General features: G+C 65.5%; 23 protein-coding genes. 14 read left to right on the top strand and 9 right to left on the bottom strand.

Translation table 11 applies throughout. From position 1 onward, the window contains the following. Positions 1–67 precede the first annotated feature (67 nt). The 7 genes from DFR29_RS20905 (at position 68) to DFR29_RS20875 (ending at position 4,849) form a co-directional block, all read left to right on the top strand. On the top strand, positions 68–2,074 hold the full coding sequence (locus DFR29_RS20905) for a hypothetical protein (protein ID WP_133820587.1): 2,007 nt from the start codon (positions 68–70) through the stop codon (positions 2,072–2,074). A gap of 84 nt (positions 2,075–2,158) precedes the next feature. Continuing rightward, positions 2,159–2,590, top strand: coding sequence for an HD domain-containing protein (locus DFR29_RS20900; protein ID WP_133820586.1), 432 nt, complete (start codon positions 2,159–2,161; stop codon positions 2,588–2,590). A gap of 50 nt (positions 2,591–2,640) precedes the next feature. Continuing rightward, positions 2,641–2,850: a hypothetical protein gene (locus tag DFR29_RS20895; protein WP_133820585.1), complete on the top strand. Its 210-nt coding sequence runs from the start codon at positions 2,641–2,643 to the stop codon at positions 2,848–2,850. A 103-nt stretch (positions 2,851–2,953) separates the two neighbouring features. Continuing rightward, positions 2,954–3,325, top strand: coding sequence for a VOC family protein (locus DFR29_RS20890; protein ID WP_133820584.1), 372 nt, complete (start codon positions 2,954–2,956; stop codon positions 3,323–3,325). A 28-nt stretch (positions 3,326–3,353) separates the two neighbouring features. Next, positions 3,354–3,734, top strand: coding sequence for a phosphopantetheine adenylyltransferase (locus tag DFR29_RS20885; protein WP_133820583.1), 381 nt, complete (start codon positions 3,354–3,356; stop codon positions 3,732–3,734). A gap of 85 nt (positions 3,735–3,819) precedes the next feature. Further along, on the top strand, positions 3,820–4,251 hold the full coding sequence (locus DFR29_RS20880) for a hypothetical protein (RefSeq protein WP_133820582.1): 432 nt from the start codon (positions 3,820–3,822) through the stop codon (positions 4,249–4,251). Positions 4,252–4,354: 103 nt separating this feature from the next. Then, complete coding sequence (locus DFR29_RS20875; protein WP_208113673.1) at positions 4,355–4,849, top strand: M23 family metallopeptidase; 495 nt, start codon at positions 4,355–4,357, stop codon at positions 4,847–4,849. A 257-nt stretch (positions 4,850–5,106) separates the two neighbouring features. Here the strand turns inward: DFR29_RS20875 and DFR29_RS20870 are convergent, their stop codons facing one another. Continuing rightward, entirely contained in the window at positions 5,107–5,565 is a 459-nt protein-coding gene (locus DFR29_RS20870; RefSeq protein ID WP_133820580.1) for an SRPBCC family protein, read from the bottom strand. Between the two features lie 3 nt (positions 5,566–5,568). Next, positions 5,569–5,904: an ArsR/SmtB family transcription factor gene (locus DFR29_RS20865; RefSeq protein WP_133820579.1), complete on the bottom strand. Its 336-nt coding sequence runs from the start codon at positions 5,902–5,904 to the stop codon at positions 5,569–5,571. A 392-nt stretch (positions 5,905–6,296) separates the two neighbouring features. Between DFR29_RS20865 and DFR29_RS20860 the strand changes: the two genes are divergently transcribed. Beyond that, on the top strand, positions 6,297–6,698 hold the full coding sequence (locus DFR29_RS20860) for a YciI family protein (RefSeq protein WP_133820578.1): 402 nt from the start codon (positions 6,297–6,299) through the stop codon (positions 6,696–6,698). 132 nt (positions 6,699–6,830) lie between these two features. Then, positions 6,831–8,084 (top strand): RNA polymerase sigma factor, encoded by a 1,254-nt coding sequence (locus DFR29_RS20855; protein ID WP_133820577.1) that lies wholly within the window; start codon positions 6,831–6,833, stop codon positions 8,082–8,084. 421 nt (positions 8,085–8,505) lie between these two features. Here the strand turns inward: DFR29_RS20855 and DFR29_RS20850 are convergent, their stop codons facing one another. Both DFR29_RS20850 and DFR29_RS20845 read right to left on the bottom strand, forming a co-directional pair. Further along, positions 8,506–9,429, bottom strand: coding sequence for an SEL1-like repeat protein (locus tag DFR29_RS20850; RefSeq protein ID WP_133820576.1), 924 nt, complete (start codon positions 9,427–9,429; stop codon positions 8,506–8,508). A 338-nt stretch (positions 9,430–9,767) separates the two neighbouring features. Then, positions 9,768–10,088 carry a hypothetical protein gene (locus tag DFR29_RS20845; protein ID WP_133820575.1) on the bottom strand — a complete coding sequence of 107 codons (321 nt, stop codon included), beginning with the start codon at positions 10,086–10,088 and terminating at the stop codon, positions 9,768–9,770. Positions 10,089–10,473: 385 nt separating this feature from the next. Here DFR29_RS20845 and DFR29_RS20840 point away from each other — a divergent pair, with 385 nt between their 5' ends. Together DFR29_RS20840 and DFR29_RS20835 are read left to right on the top strand one after the other, a co-directional pair. Beyond that, on the top strand, positions 10,474–10,824 hold the full coding sequence (locus DFR29_RS20840) for a low molecular weight protein tyrosine phosphatase family protein (protein ID WP_133820574.1): 351 nt from the start codon (positions 10,474–10,476) through the stop codon (positions 10,822–10,824). After that, on the top strand, positions 10,821–11,348 hold the full coding sequence (locus tag DFR29_RS20835; protein ID WP_133820573.1) for a GNAT family N-acetyltransferase: 528 nt from the start codon (positions 10,821–10,823) through the stop codon (positions 11,346–11,348). Before DFR29_RS20840 ends, DFR29_RS20835 begins: the two co-directional genes overlap by 4 nt. Positions 11,349–11,436: 88 nt before the next feature. On the opposite strand, the gene DFR29_RS20830 is transcribed toward DFR29_RS20835, so the two are convergent. After that, positions 11,437–12,195 (bottom strand): SDR family NAD(P)-dependent oxidoreductase, encoded by a 759-nt coding sequence (locus tag DFR29_RS20830; RefSeq protein WP_133820572.1) that lies wholly within the window; start codon positions 12,193–12,195, stop codon positions 11,437–11,439. Between the two features lie 129 nt (positions 12,196–12,324). On the opposite strand from DFR29_RS20830, the gene DFR29_RS20825 reads away from it, so the two are divergent. Continuing rightward, complete coding sequence (locus DFR29_RS20825) at positions 12,325–13,230, top strand: LysR family transcriptional regulator (protein ID WP_133820571.1); 906 nt, start codon at positions 12,325–12,327, stop codon at positions 13,228–13,230. Positions 13,231–13,289: 59 nt separating this feature from the next. Beyond that, positions 13,290–13,778: a TfoX/Sxy family protein gene (locus DFR29_RS20820; protein WP_133820570.1), complete on the top strand. Its 489-nt coding sequence runs from the start codon at positions 13,290–13,292 to the stop codon at positions 13,776–13,778. A 26-nt stretch (positions 13,779–13,804) separates the two neighbouring features. On the opposite strand, the gene DFR29_RS29730 is transcribed toward DFR29_RS20820, so the two are convergent. After that, positions 13,805–16,462, bottom strand: coding sequence for a hypothetical protein (locus DFR29_RS29730; RefSeq protein WP_208113672.1), 2,658 nt, complete (start codon positions 16,460–16,462; stop codon positions 13,805–13,807). Here DFR29_RS29730 and DFR29_RS20810 point away from each other — a divergent pair. Next, a complete protein-coding gene (locus DFR29_RS20810) occupies positions 16,461–16,844 on the top strand; it encodes a hypothetical protein (RefSeq protein WP_133820569.1) in 384 nt (127 codons plus the stop codon). The genes DFR29_RS29730 and DFR29_RS20810 overlap by 2 nt on opposite strands. On the opposite strand, the gene DFR29_RS20805 is transcribed toward DFR29_RS20810, so the two are convergent. From DFR29_RS20805 to DFR29_RS20795, 3 genes are all read right to left on the bottom strand, one after another. Then, the gene (locus DFR29_RS20805; RefSeq protein ID WP_133820568.1) at positions 16,838–17,389 is read right to left on the bottom strand and encodes a lipocalin family protein; all 552 of its coding nucleotides are present in this window, start codon (positions 17,387–17,389) and stop codon (positions 16,838–16,840) included. The two genes, DFR29_RS20810 and DFR29_RS20805, sit on opposite strands and share 7 nt — an antisense overlap. An 18-nt stretch (positions 17,390–17,407) precedes the next feature. After that, positions 17,408–17,854, bottom strand: coding sequence for a hypothetical protein (locus tag DFR29_RS20800; protein WP_133820567.1), 447 nt, complete (start codon positions 17,852–17,854; stop codon positions 17,408–17,410). Positions 17,855–18,058: 204 nt separating this feature from the next. Continuing rightward, positions 18,059–18,718 (bottom strand): hypothetical protein, encoded by a 660-nt coding sequence (locus tag DFR29_RS20795; protein ID WP_133820566.1) that lies wholly within the window; start codon positions 18,716–18,718, stop codon positions 18,059–18,061. Positions 18,719–18,758 lie beyond the last annotated feature (40 nt).

The following is an 18,758-nucleotide window of genomic DNA, read 5'->3' as shown; positions in this document are numbered from 1 at the left end:
GTCCTCGGAAGTACCGCAGCCTTCGTGCTTTACGGCTGCGGTTTCCCCCAACGAGGACAATAACCACATGTTAACTTTAAGGCATTACCTCAAGCCTTCGGTGCTGGCGCTCGGCCTGGCGCTGATGCACAACGCCTGGGCGCAGGAGTCTTCCTCCTACATCAACCATGGGCGCATGCTGCCCGACCCGACCACGCGCATCACCAATCGCACCACGCTCGCGCCGGAACTGGGCGGCTGGAATGTGTATACCGGCCAGCTGCATTCGCATACGCGTGGTCACGACGATCCGTCCGCCGTGCTGTCCTGGCAGCGCATCTGGGGCATGGCCTGGAACTACGGCTACGATTTCTTCTCGCGCAACAACCACTCCACGTCGTGGGAAGACTACGACTCCAATCGGCCCTATCTGCAGGAATACGGCAATACCGCCGGTGCCGGCGTGGTGATGATCAGCGGCCAGGAAAACTACTACGACGGCGGCAATCATCCGCCCGGCAGCCACGATCATCCCAATCACTACAACACCATCAACGGCTGGCCCAAGCAGAAAAGCGGCAACCTGTCGGAGTTCTACGCCAAGATCATTCCCGGCTATACGCCCGATGCATCGAGTTCCATCCATGTGCAGCTCAACCATGTGGCGCCGGCCACGGCCGACTACACCCAGCTGCCGGCCGATGCCGCGCGGCGCGACACGCTGCGTCGCATCGTCGACACGGTGGAAATCGCCCACGGCGACGGCAGCGACGCGAATCACCTGACCAACCTGCGCAGCTACTTCACCCTGCTGCGCAACGGCTGGCGCGTCTCGCCGACCGCGCACTACGACGTACATGCAGAGCGCGACAACAACAGCCACTGGGGCGCACGCAATGCCGACGGCAGTCTGGTGCGTCCGTGGGTCCACTTCCCCGGCCAGCCCTACGAAGTCGTGCAGCGTGCCAACGGCGAACAGAACTTCGCGCCGCGCGGCCGCACCGGCATGGTGCTGCCGCAAGGCACGCCCTGGGGATCGAACGCCTTCCTCAACGGCCTGAGCGAACGGCGCACCTTCCGCACGACCATGGACCGCAGCGTCGGCATGTATGCCGCCGGCGACCGCGTGATGGGCGACGAATTTTCCCTTGTCGACAATTCGCAACTACTGAGATTCAAAGTCTGGGGCCGCAGCTTTGCCCAGCATGACGGCAGCCGCGCCAGCTTCAGCCGCGCGGAACTGTGGTCGCCGGCACGTCCCGATGCACCGATCAGGAGCGTCGACCTGGCCAACACCACCGATTTCGGTGCCGAGCTGTTTGCGCTGACACCGTACGAATCGGTCTACCTGGTGCGCCTGGTCGGCGCCTGGAACGATCACGACATCGTGATGGCACCGGTGTGGATCAGCAATCCGCGCGCGAAACTCACCGGCGCCAGTTTCCTGTTCCCCACACCCAGCGGCGGCCAGCTGCTGATGTGGAGTGGCGGCGGCAAGCGCGTGCAGATCCAGCGCGCCCGCGTACATGCGCCGCACTACCCGAAGAACTGGGAGACGGTGGCCGAGGTCGACAATATCAACCGCTACGGCTACGACATCAGCAACGAGCCGGTCTATACCTTCTGGCGCGTGGTCGACCCCAGCGACGCGGCAGTCGTCAGCAACGAAGTGCTGTTCACGCGGCCGAACCGCGCGCCGCTGGGCTCTTTCGACGAACTCAATGTCGCTGCCGGCAAGGTGCGCGGCTGGACCTTCGATCCGGATCACTCCACCTCGCCGATTACGGTACATGTATACCAAGGCAGTACTTTCGTCACCAGCGGCGTGACCGGACTGGCGCGGCCGGATGTACAGCAGGCACATGGCACTGGCGCCAACAGCGGTTATGAAATCCAGCTGCCGGCGAATTTCCGCACCGGCACGCGCAGCTTCTCGGTCTACGCGCTGGATCTGGACGCGGAACCGAATCCGCTGCTGGGTGGCAGTCCGCGTACCGGCAATTTCGGCCCGCCGCCTGGTGGCGAGGTGGAAGAGCCGCCGCCGCTGTGCGAACTCAAGCCATGGCTGCCGCAGTGCAATCCTGGCGGCGGCTAAGCCGCAGCAACGATGCGATGATAGGCGGCGGCCGCAATGGCCGCCGCTTCAGCGCACCTACCTCACCACCAGAGCACCACCGCCATGAGTACGATCGAACGCGCCATCGAAATCGCCGCCCGCGCCCATGCCGGCCAGACCGACAAGGCCGGCGCGCCGTACATCTTCCATCCGCTGCGGCTGATGCTGGCCGTACACGGCGAGTACGAACGCATGGCCGCCGTGCTGCATGATGTCGTCGAAGATACGCCGATCGGCTTCGACGACCTGCAGCGCGAAGGCTTTCCCGCCGCAGTGATCGATGCCGTGCGCGCCTTGACCAAGCACGAAGGCGAACGCCGCATTGATGCGGCCCGGCGCGCCGCGGCCAACCCCATCGCCTGCCGGGTGAAGCTGGCCGACGTGACTGACAATATGGACCTGAGCCGCATCGCCGCGCCGACCGAAAAAGATTTCGCCCGACTGAAAGAGTACGAGCAGGTCAGGGCTATCCTGCTTGCTGCGCTTGAAACCTGAGCGGACCGCCACAGCTATCCCAGATCGGCATTCCCGCCCGGCCCGTTGCCATGCTGACTACTGCGCAAAAGATTCGCCTCGCTGCCGCTGCTGTCGCCGCACTGGCCGCTACCTGCCTGCCTTGGCCACTGGCCAATCCCAAGCCTGCGCTGAATACCTTCAGCTGGTTTGCCCATGGCGGCCATCTGATGCCGCTGTTCATTGGCACGATGGCGCTGGCAGCATTGCTGTTCGCCGTTTCGTTTCTGTTCCGCCGCTGACCAATTGCATCTGGCCTTACCTCCCAGGTAACGGATTTCTTCGCGCCGTTGTCGCAAGATCGCGCTTCCGCCCGCACGGACGGGCCTTGCCGGCAGGACAGCGATGGATGCCATCGAGATCAAGGCCTTCGTGCCCGCACGCGATTTCGATCTGTGCAAACGGTTCTATACAGACCTGGGCTTTATGGTGGCCTGGTCATCGGATGACATGGCCTATCTGCACGTGGGCAAAAGCAGCTTTCTACTGCAGAAGTTCTACGTGAAAGAGCACACCGGGAATTTCATGATGCATCTGCTGGTGCCGGACGTGGAGGCCTGGTGGCAGCACGTGGTGGCGCAGGACCTGGCTGGTCGCTACGGCGTGCGCCTTACGCCGCCCGAGGATAGGCCCTGGGGCCTGCGCGATTTCACGGTCGACGATCCCAGTGGGGTGCTGTGGCGCATAGGGCAGGAAATCGATGGCGAAACATCCTGAGCCTGCCGTATCGCCGGAGCCTACGCGTATGCGCCTGATTGTTGCTGCTGCCCTGGTCGTTGCCGGCATCATTCACCTGCTGCCGCTGAGCGGAATGCTCGGCAGCAGCCAGCTGGCTGCGCTGTACGGACTGAACATCGACGAGCCGAACCTGGCGCTGCTGATGCGCCACCGCGCGGTGCTGTTCGGGCTGCTCGGCCTGTTCCTGCTGGTTGCAGCGTTCCGCCCCAACTGGCAACCGGCAGCGCTGCTGGCTGGCCTGATCAGCGTGGTGGCATTCCTGCTGCTGGCCTGGCCCGGTTCCGGCTACAACGCGCAGATCGCCCGTGTGATCGTTGCAGACTGGGTCGCGCTGGGCTGCCTGCTCGGCGGACTCGCAGCCTATGCCCGGATGCGGCTGCGCGCGTGAATCCCGCGGCAGCGGCAGCGGCAGCGGCAGCGGCAGCGGCAGCGGCAGCGGTTACCATGGCAGACCTTTTCGTTCTGTCCAGTCCATGAATCCAGGCCCCAACCGTTTCCTCCTCGCAGCGGCCGCACTCGACGTGGCTGCCGCTTTGCTGCATCTGGCCTGCATTGTCTTCGGCGCACCCTGGTACCGCTTTCTCGGCGCGGGCGAACGCATGGCGCAAATGGACGCTGCCGGCCACTGGTATCCGACCGTGGCGACGCTGGTCATCAGTGGCGTGCTGCTGGTCTGGGCCTTGTATGCCCTGTCCGGCGCCGGGGTGCTGCGCCGCCTGCCGTTGCGGCGCACAGTGCTGACGGCGATTACCGCGGTCTATCTGTTGCGCGGCACTGTCTTCGTCGTGCTGATGCCGTACTTCCCCGGCAATTCGCCTGCATTCTGGCTGGTCAGTTCGGCCATCTGCCTGGTTTTCGGCCTGGTGCATCTGGCGGGCTTGCGCCAGCGCTGGCGCTATTTGTAAACCTGTAGAACTGGACTTCATGCACAACACCGATGCCAGCCCTCGCGATGCATCTGCCAGTCCCGGGCGCCCACCACGCCGGCGCTGGCGCCGGGTGCTTGGCGTGATCGCCGCCATCCTGCTGGCTGGCCTGCTGTTGCCGGAAAATCCGCAGATTCCGGTACAAGGCGCCAGCTACGGCGACTGGAACCCGCAATCGTTCTGGTACGAACCCTGGGGCAAGTCCGGCGTGCACAAAGGCATCGACATTTTCGCACCCAAAGGCAGGCCGGTGCTGTCCGCCAGCTACGGCGTGGTGATCTATCGCGGCGAACTCGGCCTCGGCGGCAAGGTGGTCGCAGTGCTCGGGCCGAAATGGCGCATCCACTATTTCGCGCATCTGGACAGCTACAACGTGGTGCCGCTGCAGGTGCTCGACAGCGGCAGCACGGTGGGCAGCGTCGGCGTCAGCGGCAATGCCGCCGGCAAGCCGCCACACCTGCACTACGCCGTGCTGTCGCTACTGCCGCGGCCCTGGCGCTTCAGTTCTGCCACGCAGGGCTGGAAACGCATGTTCTTCGTCGATCCCGGTAGCCAGTTCAAGCCGGCGTCGAACTGAGCGGGGCCCTGTCAAGCGGAATGCTTTCGTTTCACGGGCGGCGAAAAGCAATGCGAATTGCACCGGCGCGACTTCGAGCAGGTCCGCCGTGGTCATTGCCTTGCGGCGCAATTCGCTGCGCTCATCGCGCCCTACTCTTGCGCAATCGGGTAGCACGAGAACAGGGAGCTAGCGACCCACTCGCGCCCTGAAAAGCCGCCCGACCATCGGCCCTCGCCCCCTGGCCAGCGCCGCGCCGAAGCGACGCCAAATCCTGCTCAGATCCCCTCGGGCCAATGCCGCGTCTCTTCCAGCGGCGCGCCGGTCTCGATCAGGCTCTTGACACTGGCGAGCAGGTGCGGCCAGCCCGTCGACACGCCTTGCAGCAGTTTCGAATCGGAATCGTCGGCTTCGTGAGTCAAGGTCAGTTTGACCGACTCGCCGACGCGTTCCAGTTCGATGGTGCAGCGCGTAGCCGGCTCGTCGCGCAGATCCGGCATGAATACATTCTTCCAGCTCAGCACCAGGCGCCGCGGCCTGTCGATCTCCAGCACTTCGCCGGCATCGCCGACGCGTCCGTCCGGAATCATCAGTTTCCACGATGCGCCTTTTTCCCAACGGCAGTCGTGCCAGCAGCCGGCCCAGAACTGGCGCGTGAATTCCGGCTGGGTCAGCGCATCCCAGAGCTTTTCCGGCGTGGTGCGCACATAGGTGACATAGACAAATTTCGCAGGCATTGCTCAATCCTCCTGGCTGTCGTCGATTTCCGCCTCAAGCCGGCGCTTGAGCTTGGCGAGCACGCGCAGGCGCGTGCGTTCGAATTTGCCGATCCAGCGATCGGCGATGTCATGGATAGGCACCGGATTGAGGTAGTGCAGCTTCTCGCGCCCGCGCCATTGCACGACGACGAGATTGGCCTGCTCCAGCAACAGCAGGTGCTTGGCGACTGCCTGGCGCGACATGCTGTGCTCGGCACACAGCTCGCCGAGAGTCTGGCCGGTGCGTGCGTGCAGGCTGTCGAGCAGAGCCCGGCGCGAGGGATCGGCCAGCGCCTTGAATACCGCATCCATGGACATGCGGCAGATGTTAGGCAACCTTAAGGTTGCATGTAAAGCAGGCACGGCGTCCCTGCGCTGCTCACCTCGGCACACTGCGCCAGCCTTGCCCCGATGCCATCGTTGCAACAGCCATCGTGCAGGCGATGGCGCCGTGCGGTATCCCGTCCTGCGGCGAACTTCCCCACACGGGCAGCAGTGGTCTCACAGCCCGCTGCGCCAGAGCCGGGATCTGCTGAACACACGCTGGCGCGAAGACGCACTGTTGCGTGGCGATTGCGCCGAACCGGCCTGAAGCGCACGCTGGCCGGCCGCTGCGCAAAAACTTTCCTGGCCATGTCGAGAATGGGCGCCCTGCCACGACTCATTCCCCGGAAGCCCATGGTGGGCCGCCCTGCGACCGGAGAAACCTCATGAAATACATGCTGCTGATGCAATTCCCCCTGGCCAGCTGGCGCGTTGGCCGCATCGAAACCTGGCCGCAAGCCGACATCGCACGGCATATGGACTACCTCGCCCGCATGCGCGCCGACCTGGAACAGGCCGGCGAACTGGTCGACACGCAAGGGCTGACCGGTCCGGAAGCCGCCCTGGAAGTACAAGCCAGGGCCGATGGCTCGCCAGCCATCACCGACGGTCCTTTTGCCGAGGCCAAGGAGTTCATGGCGGGCTATATGATTGTCGATGTGGAAAATGCGCAGCGCGCCTGCGACATCGCGGCGCGCTGGTCGCACGGCCCCGACCCCGGCGGTACGCCGCTGAATTTCCCGGTACAGGTGCGCCAGGTGATGTGCGCCTTCGGCAGCGAAGAATAGAACGCGGCCAAACGCAGCTGCCGCAGGCTGCCTTTCTGTTGCGAGGGCCGCACGAAGCGCTCGCGCCGGCTTGCTGCGGGGGCGGTCCGCGCGGGCCGCCCAGTGGACTACGGCTTACCAACGGGACGACGCGTGAATAACCCGGGCAACCCCTGCGAACACCTTCTGCGCGAACTCGCGCCGCAGGTGCTGGCCATAGTCATTCGCCGCTACGGCAACTTCGGCGCGTCCGAGGATGCGGTACAGGAAGCCTTGCTCGCCGCGGCCCTGCAATGGCCCGGACAGGGCGTGCCCGATCACCCGCGGGCCTGGCTGATCCAGGTCGCCTCGCGCCGCATGAGCGATCATCTGCGCGCCGAGATCGCACGCCGCCAGCGCGAGAGCGAATTGTTCACCCACGCTGGCGCCGACACGCAGATCGCCGCGCCGGCCGAATACGTCGACGACGGCGACGAAGACGACACCTTGCCCCTGCTGTTCATGTGCTGCCACCCCGCGCTGAGCCCTGCCAGCGCAATTGCACTGACACTGCGCGCGGTCGGCGGCCTGAGCACGGCCGAAATCGCCTGCGCCTTCCTGGTGCCCGAAGCCACCCTGGCCCAGCGCATCAGCCGGGCCAAGCGCACCATCCGCGATTCCGGCATTCCGTTCCAGACCCCGACGGTGCACGAACGCGAGCAGCGTCTTGCCGCGGTGCTGCATGTGCTCTACCTGATCTTCAACGAAGGCTATGCCAGCGCCAGCGGCCCTACGCTGCAGCGCAACGACCTGGCCGCCGAAGCGATACGCCTGACACGGCTGCTGCTGAACCGCCTGCCCGATCACGCCGAAAGCGCTGGCCTGCTCGCGCTGATGCTGCTGACCGATGCACGCCGCGCTGCACGCTGCGGCGCCCAGGGCGAGCTGATTCCGCTGGCCGGGCAGGACCGGCGCCGCTGGAACCGCGCCGCCATTGCCGAAGGCATTGCGCTGATCAGCCGCACCTTGCCCCGGGGCAAGGTCGGTCCGTATCAGCTGCAGGCTGCGATTGCCGCCGTACACGACGAAGCCGGCCGTGCCGAAGATACCGACTGGCCGCAGATTGTTGCCTTGTATACGGTACTGCTGCGCATCGACGTCAATCCCATGATCGCGCTGAATCACGCCGTCGCGGTGGCCATGACACAAGGCGCGACCGCCGGACTTGCCCTGTTGCGGCGGCTGCAGCAGGACACTCGCATTGCCAACCACTACCGCCTGATTGCGGTCCACGCCCATCTGCTGGAAATGGCCGGCGAGCGCGCGCAGGCAGCGGCACAGTTCCGCGCCGCCGCGGCACGGACGCCCAGCGTGGCGGAACGCAACTACCTCAGCAAGAAAGCGGCGGGCAATGAGGCCGCCGGATAGCGAATATCGACCGCCCGCGCCAGGCCGCCCGAAAAGCACGGCCACGCTGGCTCAAGCCAGCATGGCCCTCTCCGCCGAGAGAGAGGGCCGCGAGTCTGTCGGTCAGTAGCCCAGCCCGTCGCAATCCACATCGACATAGCCCTGAGTAAAGGTCCAGGCAATATCGCCCGAATTGACGACGGATCGCGAGTGACGATGTATCCGGCGACGGCAGTCGAACCACCATTCAAGTCTTTGCACAGCCAGACCAGGTCGTCTTCCTGCGCATTGTTCGCCTGTGCCACTGCGACCGCCTTGGCTAACCAGGAGGCACCGCTGCTGGCACCGCCGGTACAGGTCTGTCAGCGATCCACATAAATTGCCGCCGATGCCTGCGCGCTGACCAGGGCGCCGCCGATCAAACCGAACAGAAGCAACGCCTTCATTGCCTTTCTCCTCGCAGTATGGCCTGCGCGAATGCGCTGGCCTGAAACCGTTCGTTGTCGCTCTGCTGCGCGAATTCGCGCTCGACGCTGGCGCGGAAACTGACGATTTCCGTCGCCGTCGCGCCGTTGGCCTGTAGCTGTTGCAGCCAGGCCAGTTTGTAGGCCGCCGCACGCAGCGGGTCTGCCGCAGTACCCAGGCCGCGTGCATAGGCATCGCCGAGCGCGAGATAGGCGTCGGCATAGCCTTGCGCAGCGGCCTGCTGCAGGAAGCCCAGTGCGCGCTGGCGCTGTTCGCCGCGCCGGTTCTGCAGGCGCGCCTCGAGGCTGCGCTCGCTGCCCGGATCGAGCAGCGCATAGGCAACGCGCAATTCGTTATCGCCGAATTCGGCACCAACGCGCACGACTTCCCAGTCCGAGGCGAGCTGGCGATCGCTGTAGCCGCCGCAGTCGCGCATCAGTTCGTCCATCGCACGGCGATTCATCAGGCTTTTGCCCTGCTCCGGAATGCTGTCGCGCAGCCGGGCATATTCTTCCTGCGATGGGCGCAGACGGCAGCGGCTCAGGCCCGCATGCAGCAGCCGCGCCGCGCACGTATCGCCGTTTTTGGCCGCCTGCAGCAACGCATCGAAGTGACGCGCACCGAGCGGCGCCGCCGACAGTTCGTTGGCGGCGAACTCGGCCAGTACCTGTTCGAACAGCGCGGGCGCGCCAGCGCGCACAGATGGCATGGTGGCGCGCACTGCCGTCGCGTCGGCGGTATCGGCATTTGCCCCGGCAACATCGGCAGTGCTGCCTGTGCGCCCTGCCTTGTCGTTACTGGCCGGTTGCAGGCGCGGCCACGCCAGATAGAGCAGCAGCACGGCGCCGCTCAGCAGCACGGCAATCCCGTAACGACGCAGTCGATGCGACGAAAATACCATCGTGAGGCTCTCCGTTCGTATACGTCGGCGCAGCAACCGGAGCCGCATCGCCGTCATCTGTACCTGTGAATCTTTACAGTCTGTGCATCGGTCGAAAAATGCTGCATTGCGGCAGAAGAGCCGCGCACGTTTGCCACGCTGCGACAGCTACTCTCGCAATTCGGCAGCGGATGTGATCACTCGTTTTCGTGACCGAGTTCCGATCTGCCCGATTGACGGCCGCCGCAGCGCCGGCAGCGGCGATTGCTTGCTGCAACGGCGACACCGCTGGCATCTGCAGCAGAGAGCAGAACGGCCCCCTGCCGAAAAGGCGAGAGGGCCGCCGCTGCCGTGCCGGATCAGACGTTGAAATCGTCGCAGCCCGCGTCGTAGCCAATCGAGCTGTGCCACGAGATATGGCTGGAATTGGCGACCGGATCATGCACGACGAGGTAGATGCCCAGCACCGAGTAGGTCGGATTCGACTGCTTGCAGACCACGAGATAGTCATCTTCCTGGGCATTGCTGGCCTGGGCCAGCGCCACCGCGGCGGCATACCACGATGCGCCGGTATTGGGGCCGCCTGTACAGGACTGGCAGCGCGCGTAGTGCTCGACCGCCGATGCTTGCGTGCTGACCAGGGATGCCGCCACCAGACCAAAAACCAACAGAGCCTTCATTGCCTTTCTCCTCACAGTCGGCCAGCGCGGATGCGCCGGCCAGAGATCGTTCGTCGTGCGCTTTTGCGGCGCCTGACAGAGACTCTCGAGATCTGGCAGACAACGTGATCAATACCGTTTTATTAACAATGCACTTCTTTCAATCTGCGGCATCGCTTCATCGGCGCGGTGTGATCGACACAGCTTGCCCGGGGCCGGCGCGGGCAGGCCCCGGACCCGGCTTGGCCATGCCTACACAAACACTTCGCCATTGCCTGCCCACGCTGCCGCCAGCGATGGTGCCGGCGCAGTGCCGGTCACCGGCCGAGGCGCGCTTGCATGTCTGGAGCGGGCTGACATAGGGTCGCAAGCCACGCCCCCTGGCGTCGTCGAGCAGGTAGCTGCCGTGAGCAAGAACGTGCTGTTTCTGTGCAGCCAGAACCGCCTGCGCAGTCCCACTGCCGAGCAGGTGTTTTCCGACTGGCCGGGCATCGAGGTGCAGTCGGCCGGACTGAACGCCGAGGCCGAGGTGCCGCTGTCGCCGGAGTTGCTGCACTGGGCCGAGCTGATCTTCGTGATGGAGAAATCCCATCGCAACAAGCTGGCGAAGAAATTCCGCGCGCACCTGAACGGCAAGCGCGTCGTCTGCCTGGATATTCCCGACGAGTACGACTACATGGATCCGGTGCTGGTACAGCTGCTGCGGCAAAAGGTCACCCACTTGCTGCCGGGGCCGCGGCGAAGCGAACTCGTATGAACGAAGACATCGGCATCTGCCGCCTCAGCGGCGAACAGGCCAGGCAATCGGTCGAGGCGCTGGCCGACCTGCTGGCCGACTGCGTCGAAGGCGGCGCCTCGGTCGGTTTCCTGCTGCCGTTGCCGCGGCAGCGCGCTGTGGCGTTCTGGCACGCCGTCGCCGACGCCGTCGCGCGCGGCGAACGCCTGTTGCTGGTGGCCCGGCATGGCGACGGACGCATCGTCGGCACCGTGCAATTGGTCGTCGCCCTGCCCGACAACCAGCCGCACCGCGCCGACGTGGCCAAGATGCTGGTGCATCGCAGCGCGCGCCGCCGCGGTGTAGCGCAGCGGCTGATGGCGGAAATCGAACAGCTGGCGCGCGCCGCGGGAAAAAGCGTACTGGTACTCGACACTGTCAGCGGAGGCGATGCAGAACGGCTGTACCAGCGCGCGGGCTGGCAGCGTGTCGGCAGCATTCCGAACTATGCACTGATGCCCGACGGCACATTCTGCGCGACGACCTATTTCCACAAACCGCTGTAGTGGCCTGCAACGGACAGATCGGAAGCCAATCGCTCGTCCGATTTATCCGTTGCAGGCAATCGGCCGCGCAGGTCCGCCGTCTCGCGCGTCAGAGAAACATGCCGCCCGAGGCTTCGATGCGCTGCGCATTGATCCAGCCGCTGTCCGGCGCCAGCAGCAGGGCAATCGCGCCGCCGATATCGTCGGGCCGGCCGGCGCGGCCCAGCGCGGTCTGTGCAGCGACGAACGCGTTCAGGGCGCTGTTGTCGCGCACGGCACCGCCGCCGAAATCGGTCTCGATTGCGCCAGGCGCCAGGGTGTTCACGGCGATGCCGCGCGGGCCAAGTTCCTTGGCGAGGTAGCGCGTCAGCACTTCGATGGCACCCTTCATCGCCGCGTAGGCGGCATAGCCCGGCAAGGCAAAGCGCGCAAGGCCGCTGGAAATATTCACGATGCGGCCGCCATCGGCGAGCAGCGGCAGCAGGCTCTGGGTGAGGAAGAACACCCCTTTGAAATGCACGTTCATGAGTTCGTCGAACTGCGCTTCAGTGGTGTCGGCAATGGTCGCATGCGCGCCCACGCCGGCGTTGTTGACGAGGAAGTCGAAACTGTCGCGCTGCCAATGCGTCTGCAATTGCGTGTGCAGCGCCGTGGCGAAGGCAGCGAACGTGCCGACCGCGCCGACGTCCAGCGCCAGCGCAACGGCCTTGCCGCCCAGGGCTTCGACCTCGGCCACGGCGCTGGCTGCTTCGTCGGCGCGCTGGCGATAGGTCAATACGAGGTCGACGCCCTGGGCGGCGAGCTTGAGCGCAGCACTGCGGCCCAGGCCGCGGCTGCCGCCGGTAATCAGTGCAATCTTGCGTGTCATGGTCTGCTCCGATCGGGGAAAAGCGACACCGGGCGGTGTCGTGGCGCCATTGTCATTGCCGGATCGTGGCGGATAAATGCGGACTATCCGTTTAGACTGTTCGCCAGATCCGAATAAATGGCCTGCCGCATGAACCTGTTCGACGCGGTCCAGATCTTCCTGCGCGTAGCCGAACTATCGAGCTTTACCCAGGCCGCCGACCGGCTCGGTCTACCCAAGGCCTCGGTCTCCACCGCGGTACAGCAGCTGGAAGCGCGGCTGGGTACGCGCCTGCTGCAGCGCACGACACGGCGCGTGCAGCTGACCCAGGACGGCCAGGCGTATTACGAACGCGCGCAGGATCTGCTCGCCGACGTGGACGAGCTGCAGAGCATGTTCCAGCTCGGCGAGTCGGCGTATACCGGCCGCCTGCGTGTCGACATGTCCATCGGTCTGGCCAGCAGCATCGTGATGCCGCGACTGCCCGGTTTCCTCGCCACGCACCCGGGGCTCAGCGTGGAACTGAGCAGCACCGATCGCCGCGTCGATCTGGTACGCGAAGGCTTCGACTGTGTCGTGCGCGTGGGCACGCTGGCCGATTCCAGCCTGGTGGCAAGGCCACTGGGGCGCTTCCGCATCGTCAGCGTGGCCAGCCGCGCCTACCTGGAAACCCACGGCCGGCCGCAGCGGCTGGAAGACCTTGCCCGGCACCAACTCATCGGCTATGCCAACGTGCTCGGCGCACGGCCGGAACCCTTCGAATACGTCGATGCCCAGGGCCAGGTGCATACCCTGGACATGCCGGTCTCGCTCGTGGTCAACAATTCCGAAGCCTATCGTGCCGCCTGCCTGGCCGGGCTGGGCCTGATCCAGGCGCCCGATGTCGGCATGCGAACGCTATTGGCAAAAGGTGAACTGGTGGAAGTATTGCCGCAATGGCGCGCCGAGCCGATGCCGGTTTCCATCCTCTACGCCCACCGCCGCCACCTGCCCAGGCGCGTACAGGTTTTCATGAACTGGCTGGCCGAAACGATCGCGCCCTATCTGATGCGATGAGGCCGCCGCGGCAGGTTAGGCTTTACGGCACTGCGAAGCCCACCGGAAAACAGGCCCTCATGTCCAGCGACAACAGCTTCATCGACTATCTGCAGGAACTGCTGTCGGGCCTGGGCAAGGTCAGCCTGCGGCGCATGTTCGGCGGCCATGGCATCTACTACGACGGCCTGATGTTCGCGCTCGCCTTCGAGCAGCGCCTGTTCCTGAAAGTCGACGCCGAAACACGCGCCGCCTTCGCTGCCGCCGGCTGCGAAGCCTGGACGTACGAGGGCAAGGACAAGACGGTGCAGATGAGTTACTGGACGGTACCCGACGAGGCGATGGATTCCACCGAAGCCATGACGCCCTGGGCGCGGCGCGCGTTTGCCGCCGCGCTGCGCAAGGCGAATGCGAAACCGTCGGCCAGGCCGAAAGCAGCGAAGAAACCGGCGTCCGCTGGCAAAGCCGCCAAGGCAGCTGCCACGCCCAGGGCCAAGGCGGCCAAAGCAAAATCCGCAGGCCCCAGTGAAACCAGCGCCAGAAATTCAACGCGCAAGCCGCGTGGCTGAACCGGCCGCGCGGCTTGCGCCCTGGTCTATGCCCCCAGATCCCAGGCCGCCGCCGAATCGTACAGCGCCGGCTCGGCCTGTACCGACAGATGCACGTGGTGGGTATGCCCATTGCTGCCGGTATATGCACGCCATTCCCAGGCCGCGGCCTCGCCGATCGGCGAGGCATTGCAGATGCGCCGGTTCCAGATGATGTATTTGATGCGGCTGTCGCGGCTGTTGCGCAGCTGCGTGGCCAGCCATTCGCCGTCGCAGCCGTTGGCCTTGTCGTGGGTGATGTCCATGGCCGACACCACGCCCGTGTTGCCGGTGCGTATCCAGGGGTTGTGATCGGACGCGCGGGTCTGGTGGCTGGGATCGCCAATGGTGCCGTCGCTGGCCTTGCTGCGCAGCGGGAAGCGCGTGTTGATCTGCTGGCGCAGCTGTAGCAGGCTGGCCGCGACGCGCCAGTTGCTGACGCCTTCGAGCGATGAGACGTCCGCGGCTTCCAGAGCGTTTTCGTCGAGCGCGACAGCGTCGGCAGCGGCATCGTGGCCCGGATCTACGACCGTGGGCTCGCGCCGGCCAGCCACGCTTTCGGTTTCTACCCCGGCTACGCCGGCCTGCTCCAGCACGTCGCGGAACAGCGCCGCCACGCGTACGAAGCTCGCGTCGGTGGGATGCAGCTCGTCGGCCCAGTGACGCAGTTCGCTCAGCGTGCCGCGCACATCGACATGCCAGGCATTGCGGAAGGCGCCCTGGGCATTGTTACCGCCGCAGACGCGCTGGATGCGCTCGTTGAAGCGGTCGATCAGCAGGGAAACGATAGCGCGGCGCAGGGCCGGGTCAGCAATGTGCAATTGTTCGCGCATCGCCTTGCCCATCCATTCGTCCTGGCTGGCCCAGATGGCATGGCGCGGGTCGCCGGGTGCGCCGCCGGGAATGGCCCGGTCGTAACCGTGACAGAGGATAGGCAGGCTGGGAAACTCGCGCGCCACGTTGCCGACCACCTGGCGGTAGCAGGATTCGATGAAATCGAGCTTTTCGCGCACACCGTCGGTATCCAGGTACCACTCCACCGGGCGGCCGGCCTCGAACGGCCGCACGATCTGGCCGATGATGGAATTGCCCTGGGCGTCTTCGCCGACCACGTCGTTGCCGCCGCCGGAAAACAGGAAGGCCCGCACCTTGCCCTTGTGCTCGCGCAGCGCCTGCATGTACTCGGCATTGTCCAGCACCATGTTCTGCAAGGTGTCGCCGGCCGAATCGACGCTCCAGACGTTGTACCACTCGTCCACATTGTCGATCACGTCCTTGAGCATGATGGGGAACTGGAACCAGGAGTCGCCTTCGGACACGAGTATCGGGCGCGAATCGCCGCGGCCGAGGCGCCGCTTGAACTCGCGCTTGCGCCGGGAACGGGCCCAGGAGTTGGCCCAGTCCATCATCATCGCGCCTTCCAGGCCGTCGCCCGGTGCGGCGACATCGACCGTGTCCGGGTTGGGAATGATGGACGGCGCAAACGGCCGCGATGCGTTCGGCGCCGCGGTGAAATACGGCCGCAGCTCTTCGTCGCTGATGCCCGGGTCGCGCATCTTGCGCTGCAGCTCGGCCACCGAGATGCGCGGCGCGGCGGCCGCGCGCACGCCTTCGGCGAAGGCGGCGCCCTGCAGGCCGGCTGCGGGTGGCGAAAGCACGGCCAGCACCTGCTCCGCACCAGGCAGTGGCCGCAGCCGCGGGCGCGGCATGCCTTCCAGCCCGGCCATCTCCAGCGGCGCGGCGACGTCGTAGCCGGCACCGGCGATCTCGCGGCTGAAAATATCCAGGATGCGCGGTTTGTCGGCGGCCAGCAGATCGGCGCAAAGCCAGACGCGACGGCGGAACTCGTTGAAGCGCTGGCGCACTTCGCCGGGTGGACGGCCTTCGCTGGCGACGCTGCGCACAGACTCCCAGCCGTCGCGCACATCGGGAATGCGCGCGTAGTCGGCCCGCTGTTCCAGTGCTTCCACGGCGAAGACGAAATAGGGAAACGGTGCCGGCTGCCTGTTCTTGTCCAGCAGCTTGTAGTCCTTGGCGTCCAGGCTGTATGCGCCCGGCGCCAGCGTGCCCTTGGGCACGCGCGCCACCACGTAGGTGCCGGCCTGCCACTGCGCCTGGCCCAGCGCGATGCCGATTTCCAGCACCGAGCGGTTCTGGTCGAACAGCAGTTCGGCACCGCGGCGCAACGGCGCCAGGAATGGCTCGATCTGGCTGATGAAGGCAACGCCGGCGGCCTTGCTCAAGTCGCCGAGCAGTTCCAGATAGGGTTGGGCCAGGTCGGCCGCACCGAACGAAAACAGGCCGATTTCCAGCTCCATGCCACCGCGATACGGCACCGGCCCGAGCAGGGGCTGGTCGAGCACGATCAGGCGCTCCGCATGCGCCGCGTCCAGCGCTTCGAACACCTTGTTCGGCGCGACCACGCTGAGCACTTCCTGCTCGCCCTTGCGCCGTTCGATGAAATTGAAGCGCGCATGCACGACCGGGCTGTATTTGGTAGTCCACTTGCGCACATCGGTAATCCGCGCGGCACGCAGCGAAATGCGCACGTAGTGGCTGTCGGTGGCCAGATCCAGCGGCGGCTGTTGCGAGGGCAGGAACAGGAATTCGAAATCGGCGGTTTTTTCGCCGGCGAGCTTGCCGATCAGATCCTTAAGAAACGACATGGCGTTCTCCTGCGGCCAGACAGCACGGGAAGGTGTATGGCAACAACGTCTTGCGGAGGGCAACGGCGACAGCGGCCGACGGCCGCTGCAGGCAGAAGAGGATTTACTCCTGCATCGCTACACGTGTGTGTCGCGCGGCGATTCTCTCAGGGAAGAAAGGCAGCCGTGGCGGCTTGCCGGCGACGGACCAAGGTGTCACCACCCTGCCCGATCGCTAACCGGCACAGGCACAGGCACCATCGGCGGCAAGCGCTTCTTCCTGCCTGTGTCGGCCGGCGTGGCAAAAGGCAGAACTTCACGGTGCGAAAAAGGCGCCGAAGCGCCTTTTGGGAAAACGGCCTGGTCGATGGCCCGACCGCTGCAGGCGCGCGCCGTTCAGTGACTGCTGAACTGCAGTTGCGCCGTGTCGTAGCCCAGCTCGCGTGCCTTGTCGAGCAGCAGGCCCCGCTGTACGGAATCGATGGCCGGCTCGCGCGTCAGCAGCCACAGGTACTTGCGATCTTCGCCGCCGACGATGCTCCAGCGGTAGTCCGGATCCAGCGCCACGACGCGATACTGCGCCTGAGTGAAGGGCAGCCAGCGCAGCCCCTTGGGCATGAAGGTCACGGCAAGCTGTCCCGGCTGGCTCAGGTCCGGCACTGTGGCCAATCCCTTGGCCGTTTCCTCGCTGCCGTCAGCACGCACGCAACGGTTGGTCACGTTGATCGAACCGTCGTCGTTGAGCGCATAGCTCGCACTGACATCGCGCACGCAGTCGCGCTGAAAACGGTTCGGCAGGCGGGCCTGCTCGTACCAGGTGCCGACGTAGCGATCCAGTTCGATCGACGGCACGGTAGGCGCGTCGGCGACGATGGAACTGGCGGAGGTCAGGCCAGCCATTGCGAGGGCAATGGCAGCGGCGATCTTGCTGGGCAGCGAGGCTTCCATGACGGGTTTCCTGAGCGCTCAGGCGACGTTGCGCAGGGCCAGGCGGCGGGTGGCGTCACCGGCCCGCTGGATGGTCAGCACATGCTTTTTCAGTGCGGCGCGCACGTTCATGTCGGGGTAGTTGGCGAACAGTGCTTCGATGCGCTGCATCAGGTCCATGTCGAGGGCATGCAGCTCGCGCGCCGCAGCCTGCGGTCGGCGGCCGTCGAACTGCCCGGCGATAGCCGCGAACACCGACGGCGGTTGCTCGCCGTCCAGCCGCGCCGCCGGCACGGACTGCTGCAGGGATTGCAGCAAAGCCGACTGGGCTTCGGCAGAGAAGGCGAAGGCATGGCGAATCTCGGCGTCGAGCACCGAGCGCGACGCATGCAGATAGAACTCGCGCGCATCGGCCAGATGACGGACGGTTTCGGCCAGCAGCTGATGGACGTCTGCGGTGCGGTAGACAGAACGGGTCGGGTTCATGCGGGACTCCTGCGGCTAAATTCGCGTTGCAGTCATCCACTCAGCATTCGTGCCAATCGCCCAGACCGGCATAAATCACCGCAAAACCAACAAATTACTGAATTATGCCGAGGCCGGTCACGGGGCAGTTTGCAAGATACCGCCTGCAGCCTGTGCAGGCTGCAAGAACTCGGCAGGTCATTGCTCGGCCCGGCAGCAGCAAACTCAGCCGCCGCCGCTGAACTCCAGGCTGCGCTGCAGCTGCCGGCCATCGGCACCGGTCACGCTCATCTGCACGGTCTTGCCGGCCAGCAGCGCGCGCGGTGCGATGAAGGTGGCAAAACCCTCGGACGAGACACGCAGCACGCGCTGGCTGCCGTCGGGCAATTGCACGGAAACCTTCTGTGCATCCGAAGCCACGGATATATCGACGATCAGCATTTCGTCGGGCTTGCCCGCGGTGGCGAACTCCCAGCGCGGCTTCAGCGCCTCGCCGCGCAAGGTATCGAATACGACCCGGCCCGGGCTGGCCTCTATCGCGTCGCGCTGGCCGCCGTGCCACTGGCTGCCCAGGCCCAGGCCGACCAGCAGCGATGCGGCCAGCGCCAGTCCGGCGGCCAGCGCCGGGCGCCGCCGGCGCGCGGGTACCGCTGCCGGCAGTGTGTTGTCGGCAGGTTCTGCGGCAAGCAGCTCAGGACCAGCGGCGGCCAGGCTGTCGCGCAGGTCGTTGTCCGCCTCGATGTCGCGCAGAAGATCGGGCTTGTCCAGAACATAGGCTTCGAAACGGGCTGTTTCGTCGTCGTCCAGACTCCGATCCAGATAGCGTGCCAGCCAGGCCCGTTCCAGCCAGGCAGACGCGCGCGACGATAGATCAAGGTCGATCATGGGGACCTCCGGTACATCGATTTCGGCCCCTGCAGAGCAC

The organism is Tahibacter aquaticus (genome assembly GCF_004363655.1).
Taxonomy (GTDB): Bacteria; Pseudomonadota; Gammaproteobacteria; order Xanthomonadales; family Rhodanobacteraceae; genus Tahibacter; species Tahibacter aquaticus.
The sequence above is the reverse complement of the archived record's forward strand: the minus strand, read 5'-3'. Positions and strand labels throughout refer to the sequence as shown.

What these genes read in the sequence shown, in the direction of transcription:
- DFR29_RS20905 (WP_133820587.1), top strand. Translation starts at nt 68, where the DNA reads ATGTTAACTTTAAGGCATTACCTCAAGCCTTCGGTGCTGGCGCTCGGC.
- DFR29_RS20900 (WP_133820586.1), top strand. Translation starts at nt 2,159, where the DNA reads ATGAGTACGATCGAACGCGCCATCGAAATCGCCGCCCGCGCCCATGCC.
- DFR29_RS20895 (WP_133820585.1), top strand. Translation starts at nt 2,641, where the DNA reads ATGCTGACTACTGCGCAAAAGATTCGCCTCGCTGCCGCTGCTGTCGCC.
- DFR29_RS20890 (WP_133820584.1), top strand. Translation starts at nt 2,954, where the DNA reads ATGGATGCCATCGAGATCAAGGCCTTCGTGCCCGCACGCGATTTCGAT.
- DFR29_RS20885 (WP_133820583.1), top strand. Translation starts at nt 3,354, where the DNA reads ATGCGCCTGATTGTTGCTGCTGCCCTGGTCGTTGCCGGCATCATTCAC.
- DFR29_RS20880 (WP_133820582.1), top strand. Translation starts at nt 3,820, where the DNA reads ATGAATCCAGGCCCCAACCGTTTCCTCCTCGCAGCGGCCGCACTCGAC.
- DFR29_RS20870 (WP_133820580.1), bottom strand. Translation starts at nt 5,565, where the DNA reads ATGCCTGCGAAATTTGTCTATGTCACCTATGTGCGCACCACGCCGGAA.
- DFR29_RS20865 (WP_133820579.1), bottom strand. Translation starts at nt 5,904, where the DNA reads ATGTCCATGGATGCGGTATTCAAGGCGCTGGCCGATCCCTCGCGCCGG.
- DFR29_RS20860 (WP_133820578.1), top strand. Translation starts at nt 6,297, where the DNA reads ATGAAATACATGCTGCTGATGCAATTCCCCCTGGCCAGCTGGCGCGTT.
- DFR29_RS20850 (WP_133820576.1), bottom strand. Translation starts at nt 9,429, where the DNA reads ATGGTATTTTCGTCGCATCGACTGCGTCGTTACGGGATTGCCGTGCTG.
- DFR29_RS20845 (WP_133820575.1), bottom strand. Translation starts at nt 10,088, where the DNA reads ATGAAGGCTCTGTTGGTTTTTGGTCTGGTGGCGGCATCCCTGGTCAGC.
- DFR29_RS20835 (WP_133820573.1), top strand. Translation starts at nt 10,821, where the DNA reads ATGAACGAAGACATCGGCATCTGCCGCCTCAGCGGCGAACAGGCCAGG.
- DFR29_RS20830 (WP_133820572.1), bottom strand. Translation starts at nt 12,195, where the DNA reads ATGACACGCAAGATTGCACTGATTACCGGCGGCAGCCGCGGCCTGGGC.
- DFR29_RS20825 (WP_133820571.1), top strand. Translation starts at nt 12,325, where the DNA reads ATGAACCTGTTCGACGCGGTCCAGATCTTCCTGCGCGTAGCCGAACTA.
- DFR29_RS20820 (WP_133820570.1), top strand. Translation starts at nt 13,290, where the DNA reads ATGTCCAGCGACAACAGCTTCATCGACTATCTGCAGGAACTGCTGTCG.
- DFR29_RS20810 (WP_133820569.1), top strand. Translation starts at nt 16,461, where the DNA reads ATGGCGTTCTCCTGCGGCCAGACAGCACGGGAAGGTGTATGGCAACAA.
- DFR29_RS29730 (WP_208113672.1), bottom strand. Translation starts at nt 16,462, where the DNA reads ATGTCGTTTCTTAAGGATCTGATCGGCAAGCTCGCCGGCGAAAAAACC.
- DFR29_RS20805 (WP_133820568.1), bottom strand. Translation starts at nt 17,389, where the DNA reads ATGGAAGCCTCGCTGCCCAGCAAGATCGCCGCTGCCATTGCCCTCGCA.
- DFR29_RS20800 (WP_133820567.1), bottom strand. Translation starts at nt 17,854, where the DNA reads ATGAACCCGACCCGTTCTGTCTACCGCACCGCAGACGTCCATCAGCTG.
- DFR29_RS20795 (WP_133820566.1), bottom strand. Translation starts at nt 18,718, where the DNA reads ATGATCGACCTTGATCTATCGTCGCGCGCGTCTGCCTGGCTGGAACGG.